Source organism: Bacillus suaedaesalsae, assembly GCF_016890225.1.
Taxonomy (GTDB): domain Bacteria; phylum Bacillota; class Bacilli; order Bacillales; family SA4; genus Bacillus_BS; species Bacillus_BS suaedaesalsae.
On record NZ_JAFELM010000015.1, the window covers coordinates 20,654 to 27,170 of the forward strand.

8 protein-coding genes are annotated in these 6,517 nt (G+C 32.8%); 6 read left to right on the forward strand and 2 right to left on the reverse strand.

The features are described 5' to 3' along the window. The first annotated feature begins 173 nt into the window (after positions 1 to 173). The 5 genes from JR050_RS03220 to JR050_RS03240 all read left to right on the forward strand — a co-directional run bounded on the left by JR050_RS03220 (position 174) and on the right by JR050_RS03240 (position 3,173). Positions 174 to 524, forward strand: a complete 351-nt coding sequence (locus JR050_RS03220; RefSeq protein ID WP_204202079.1) for a hypothetical protein — start codon at positions 174 to 176, stop codon at positions 522 to 524. A 163-nt stretch (positions 525 to 687) separates the two neighbouring features. Then, positions 688 to 1,101: a WapI family immunity protein gene (locus JR050_RS03225; protein ID WP_204202080.1), complete on the forward strand. Its 414-nt coding sequence runs from the start codon at positions 688 to 690 to the stop codon at positions 1,099 to 1,101. Between the two features lie 327 nt (positions 1,102 to 1,428). Then, on the forward strand, positions 1,429 to 1,950 hold the full coding sequence (locus JR050_RS03230) for a hypothetical protein (RefSeq protein ID WP_204202081.1): 522 nt from the start codon (positions 1,429 to 1,431) through the stop codon (positions 1,948 to 1,950). A gap of 273 nt (positions 1,951 to 2,223) precedes the next feature. Continuing rightward, positions 2,224 to 2,367 (forward strand): DUF4177 domain-containing protein, encoded by a 144-nt coding sequence (locus JR050_RS20660; protein ID WP_346726701.1) that lies wholly within the window; start codon positions 2,224 to 2,226, stop codon positions 2,365 to 2,367. Between the two features lie 626 nt (positions 2,368 to 2,993). Beyond that, a complete protein-coding gene (locus JR050_RS03240) occupies positions 2,994 to 3,173 on the forward strand; it encodes a hypothetical protein (RefSeq protein WP_204202082.1) in 180 nt (59 codons plus the stop codon). Positions 3,174 to 3,597: 424 nt separating this feature from the next. Here JR050_RS03240 and JR050_RS03245 read toward each other — a convergent pair whose 3' ends face one another. Then, a complete protein-coding gene (locus JR050_RS03245) occupies positions 3,598 to 4,308 on the reverse strand; it encodes an SDR family oxidoreductase (RefSeq protein ID WP_204202083.1) in 711 nt (236 codons plus the stop codon). 204 nt (positions 4,309 to 4,512) lie between these two features. Between JR050_RS03245 and JR050_RS03250 the strand changes: the two genes are divergently transcribed. Beyond that, complete coding sequence (locus tag JR050_RS03250; RefSeq protein WP_239454076.1) at positions 4,513 to 5,094, forward strand: TetR/AcrR family transcriptional regulator; 582 nt, start codon at positions 4,513 to 4,515, stop codon at positions 5,092 to 5,094. A gap of 171 nt (positions 5,095 to 5,265) precedes the next feature. Here JR050_RS03250 and JR050_RS03255 read toward each other — a convergent pair whose 3' ends face one another. Then, complete coding sequence (locus JR050_RS03255) at positions 5,266 to 6,489, reverse strand: IS110 family RNA-guided transposase (RefSeq protein ID WP_204202084.1); 1,224 nt, start codon at positions 6,487 to 6,489, stop codon at positions 5,266 to 5,268. Between the last annotated feature and the right edge of the window lie 28 nt (positions 6,490 to 6,517).

Genomic DNA, 6,517 nt, shown 5'->3' on the forward strand with positions numbered 1-6,517 from the left:
TCCTTTCCTGAATTTGATTGTGATTGAAATTTAATTTCACTAAAGGAGAAGATTAGTTGAAAAGAATGAAGTTTGTTTCGTGTACATTAATTAGACTTTACTAGAGTAACTTGAAAAAGGTTTGTAACAACTTTCCGTTGTAAGGAAAATAGAAAAAGTAAGGATGTTATGACTTGGGAGAAGAAAAACTTGTTTACAACGTGCCTTTTGAAGTAGAAGAGTGGTCCTGGGAGATTAACGATACTATTTATCATATAGAGAAATATCGTTTAATCGAGTGTGATAGTAAAGCAGGATATTACAACGACTGTAATTACTTTGATGTGAAAAATGAAGAAAATGAAATAAGTTTTCCTATGAAGAAATACCATCGGGAAAAAAGAATGAATCTATATTGTGATCCTTATAATGTTCTTAAAGATGATTTAAATAAGATGCTTGAGCTACTCCAATATAAGTATAAAATAAAAGAGTTTTTTTATTTTTCATCAGCTGGAAAGTATATGCGTATTTCCTTTTCATAAAATGAGTCTTCGCTTAATTCCCGTGCTCTTTGTTTGGGTAGTTATCTATAAATCAAAATCCCAGTTAAGGGAAGCTTTTGATTTTACTTTTTAACTAATGGAGAAGTTTAGTTCAAAAGAGTTAAAATAATAAACCGAATTTAATATATTAGGAGTGGTGAAGATGCTGATTCAGGGGGAAGATAGACTATCATTTATTAAAATCCATTTCGATAAAGAAGATAGTATGGGAGTGCGATTTAGTATTGAAACCCAATCAAAGGGTTTTTCAGCAACATTAGGTGGAATCTATATACTAACCGATGATTTGTCAGACTTTCTTATATCGTTCCGCAATCTCGAAAATAAAAGAAGTGGTGAAGCTAGTTTAAAGTCAGCTTCTCCAAAGGAATTGGATTTTACAATACGTATCATTGACCGAAGGGGACATTGTATGGTTTCTTTGAAGCTAAATGACTTAGGTTATTATGAGGATGAAGAAATTCCTTGTAAGTTGGAAGTCTGTTTCGGTATAGATCCTACAACTCTGCTATCCCTTCTCGTAAATTTTGAAAACATTTATTTGGCCGCAAAATGAAGTCCCCTGTAATTATGATTATCTATTAATAAGTAGCGAGGATTGTTTTGTCAGGACAGTCTTTTTAACTAACGGGAAAGAATTGTTGAAGAAGGATTTACAGTTGGGCATTAATCCAGGAGGATTAATGCTTTTTTAATTGAATACTATTAAAGAACACGCTAAGCCTTATAGTTAAAAAATGAATTTTTCCACTATTGAATCTTATATATAAGATGTTAAACCTTGCTTAGGAAATTAAAGTTTTCGGATTTATAGTATATAGATAAATAAAAAGAAATAGAGGTTTATTTGAACTAGAAGAAGTTTAAGGAGGATTAATTAGGTTTGAAAAAATCATTTAACCAAACAGCATCAAAAGTTGGAATAAAAAAAGTCTTACTTGTTTTTTTTATAGCAATAGTATTAGTTCTAGGACTGTCAACAACAGGAACTTATGGTTTACTGAAGTGGATGGAGAAGAATGATAAACGATATTTGAATTCTGAGGAAGTGGAACAAGAATTGGTAGAGAAGAAGATGGAAAATGGCGATTTACATGATATAAATACAATTGATAATGCTCCTATTGAGGAAAAATCAGCTATAATTGAAAATCCCAAGTATAATTCGCCTAAACAACTAATTGATGAATATCATCAGATATTCCAAACTAGCGATCAACAAGAAGCATCGAATTCATTACAAGAATTAGTTACATATATTTATCATTTCCAAGAACTTAATACCATTGAAAAATCAGTTAATATTGAATTTAGTAAACTTAAACAATATGCAATAATGGTTGATTATAATAACGTTAAACAACTTATAGGGGAAATCAACCTAAAATACCAACAAGGACAATAATAACCAAATGTTTTTAGTGCAAAGTTTGCTATAAGAATGATGTTGAATTTTATTTCCTATTAAATTAAAACCATAAAATCGGAAGAGATCAAAAGTTTTAAAAAAATGAATGTAACTGTGAAAAAACCAACAATATTTTCAACTACTTATTGTGATAAAGGGTGAGGTTAGTTCAATTAGAGGAAACTTTTGTATCTTAAATCCGTATATATGTTATAACAAGATTTGAGGTGGAAGAAGTGTACGAATATAAATTTGTTAATACTTCATTAGGTGACTTCTCCTAAGCATAGAGAAACTATTAATCAATATGCAGCTTCTGGATGGAGATTAGTACAAATTCTTCCTTTAAGATACGATGGTCATGGGAAGCCCCTAGAACATGAATTGATTTTTGAGAGACCAATAAAAGAATAATCGATTAATAGTGTGATGATCCTAGATGGTTTCACACTTTCTTATTTAAGTATAGGGAAAGAATAGTTGAAAAAGGATCGCATAGGGGTTTGCATAATCGAATAGAAAAAAATGGGGTGAAATTTATGATGAAAAACATAGATAATCAACTATTAAAAGTTCACCTCCTATCTACACTTACTGAATTACAGTTTTTCATAAACTAAGTATAACTGAAAATTATAAGTTCATAATTGTACCCGTTAAAGAGGAGAATAAACAACTTAATTCTACAGATGAATATTTGCATCGTGGTATGTTAAATGAAAAAAATTTAAATGAAAGGGAATTAGACTTAGAAACAGTTGTAAATATGATTTCATGTCGTGTCCCCTTATGTCCAGTTTGGATAAATGTTTTGTTAAAAGAAGTTAGAAATGGGGTACCTATATTTGAACTATATACTAGCTTAAGATTCCGCAAGCCAAGTCAAATACAAAACCAAGAAACAGGGCATCCTCCATTTAAGGCAGTATTATATGACTTTTAAATCAGGTTTAACTCAACTAAAGGGGAAGGATAACGGAACATTATAAATGGCTTTTTATGGTACGATTATTAAGAATATTAGTTGAGGAGGTATAAAAATGAAACTATGGTTTTTAACTTTCATTGTAGTTACAATCCTGGGTACGCTTACAAAATATATGTTTAATACTAGAAGAAACAGCAAAAAGATGTCTTTAATGAACACAATTGGACCAGCTTTTGCTTTGGGGATTTTATTTGCATCTCTCACTAGCTTAGGAGCTTTTTTCTTGATCTAAAGGGTAAGCATAGTAAAAACCGTATAAATAATTGGTACCATTTTAGGAGGAGAAATTCATTGAATTGGGCTATACTTTTAGCAATCTTATCATTAATTTTTATAATATTATCTTCAATAAAATTTTATCAATTATGGAGTGAATATAAGAAACTTAGAGTAGGTAAGATTCTTTCAAATGAACTGGTAGATGAAAGCAGGAAAAAGATTAGGACAGCAGTAACTCTATTAGGAATTGGTTCTATATTGAGCTTAATAGTAGTGCTAATAAGACCTTTCTGATTCATTAAAACCCTATACTTTTTATAGGAATTGTTGCTTTGATCCAAGAAGGAAATGAGCAACTGGAATTGCAATTAAAATTTCAATTAAAAAAGCCCTTCATGATAACATGCAAGGGCAATCGTTCTTGTAATATCGTTTGCTCAGATTGATTGTAACGTAGGACGAATGATAATCTCATTAACTCCAGCATCATCGGGTTCATTAATAGCAAATGCAATAGCTCGAGCAACACTGTAAGGAGAAATGCTAGGATAATCTTGATATTCATCAAGTACAGATGTTGCTGTCATACCAGGTGAAATGTTCGTTGAACGGATCTGAGAGGTTGGAGATTCCTCTTGACGTAGACCTTCCGTAATAGCGCGTACGGCAGATTTGGTTGCGCTGTATACAGTTGTACTTGGAATTACTTTGTGTCCCATAAGAGAAGATATGTTGATTATATGTCCTGATTGCTGCTTTCTCATCACTGGCAAAACTGATGCTATACTATACAGCACACCTTTTATGTTTACATCAATCATTTGGTTCCAATCATGTATTTTAAGTTCACTTAGAAGAGAATTCGGCATGACTCCAGCACTATTAATAAGGACATCAATTCGACCATACTGTTCCACAGTATACTGGGCAAGTTTTTGCATGTCTTCCACTGAAGTTACATTTACTTGCATATAAACAGCCTCGCCACCTTTCTTATTTATTTCGTTCACGATTATATTGAGACGTTCTTTTCTTCTAGCAGCCAATACTACTTTAGCACCGTTTTGGGCTAAAAACTTAGCGGTTGCTTCTCCAATTCCACTAGATGCCCCTGTTATTATGATCACCTTAGATTTCACGTTTTCCAAATGTTATCGCTCCTTTAAGTAATTTCAATGCTTATTTACTGTATTCCAAAACATATGTTATTCAACACTGTGTTGTTTAAAATGCGGCCGTTGATTATTATTATAGAGAGAAGAAAAGTTATTACAATCGCTAATAATACCGCTTTTGTTTGATAAACAACAAAAGTATGAATTGTGTTCATTAAAAACGGAGGTAAATTGAATATGACTATTGGAAATAAAACAGATAGACGAATTCTAAGAACAAAAGATGCCATAAACAGAGCATTTCTTGAAGTTTTTTCTGAGAAGGAATTTGATCGGATTACTATAAATGATATTTCTGAAAGAGCAAATGTAAATCGAGGAACCATCTATCTTCACTATATGGATAAATATGACCTACTTAATAGGTGTATAAATGTTCACTTGGACGAAATGATTTCTTCTTGTACATTAACTAAGTTTACACAGGAAAACGTTGAAAAGAATGAGGCAATAGAGGCACTAAAATCTTTATTTATATATATCCAGAAGAATTTTCTATTTTTTTCTTCGATGCTCTCTAGTCAAAAAACTTCATTATTCAGGGAACGTATACAAAAAACTCTAACTTCTAGTATTCAAGAAAAGATTAATATGCAGGGTATTAATCAAGGGATGGACAAGGAATTAATAATACAGTTTACAGCAAATGCTTTTGTAGGGATTTTAGAATGGTGGATTTTAAACAGAATGCCATATACAGCTGAGCATATGGCAGAGCAGGTTTGGACATTGATTGAAAGGAATAACATAAACTCCTAATAAATTTTATATTTAATAAAAATGTAGTTTCCGAATGTTATTTTTTAACTACCATGAAAATATACTTCTTTAATAACGGAAAAAAGGCAATACTAAAATAGACGCAGCTCATTCAAATTTTTAAAAAGGGAGAGCGCCGATCTTGAGTTCATTTATAGATAGTTGACTAGTTTAAGATGCTTCAGGTTCTTGTATAGTGACTGTGTATCCTAAGCTTTCGAGTCTGCGGAGTGAATGTCTTACGATTGATTGCTGCCTCTTTTTATCAAAGTAGTCTTCTCCTAAGTCTACATACATTTCTTTTCGAGTTAAGAGGTAATAAGAAATTCTCAATATGGCATGAGCGACAACAATTCCTGCTCGTTTCCTGCCTTTGCGTGAGGCTGTACGCCTGTACAGTGCTCCAAGATAATTCTTAGATCCACTTACTGAATGGGCTGCTTCTGTTAGTGCTGATCTTAGATATTTGTTTCCTTTTTTAGTTTTGGTTGATTTCCTCTTCCCAGCACTTTCGTTATGTCCAGGAACTACACCTGACCAGGAACACATGTGACTGGCACTAGGAAATTGCTTCTTTACATCAAATCCAATTTCAGAAAGAATCTGTTCAGCCATTCTTCTTGCGATGCCTGGAATTGAATCTAATCGTTCAATATCATCTTGGTAGGATTGCATTCTTTCTTCTACCTCTGAATCTAGCATCTCAATTTGTTCAGTTAGGAAATCAATGTGCCTTAAAATAGTTTTCAGCATAAGTCTCTGATGTGGGTTGATATACCCTCTAAGAGCTAATTCCAACTCATCCTTTTTCTTTTTCATTGATCGACGAGCGAAGTTTGCAAGAATTTCTGGGTTATCTTCTCCATCAGCTATTGCATTAAGCATGTCTCTAGCTGAAACTCCCATAATATCTGATACAACAGATCCTAACTTAATATTCGCACCTTCTAATACCTTTTGAATACGATTATGCTGCCTTGCACGTTCTTCAATAATGCTTCTTCGATAACGAACAAGCTCGCGTAATTCACGTTGATTCCTGTCAGGTATATAGCTAGCTTTAATTAGTCCATGACGGAGAAGTTTGGCAATCCATTCTGCATCTTTTACATCTGTTTTACGTCCTGGAACAGCCTTCATATGTTGTGCATTTACTACTAAAAATTCAATCTCCTCATATTCTAGTAAGTTCACAATAGGCTTCCAGTAAACACTTGTGCTTTCCATAGCAGCATGCGTACAATTGTGCTGTTTGATCCAGTCAACCAGTTGGATCAAAAACACAGTCTTAGTAGAAAAAGTTTTAATCTCCTTTCCTTCTGGAGTGATGATACATGCGGTGATGTTGTCCTTATGGACATCCATTCCACACGCTCTTTCAATGATTACATCCATTGAAATACATCCTTTCTACGGCGATAAT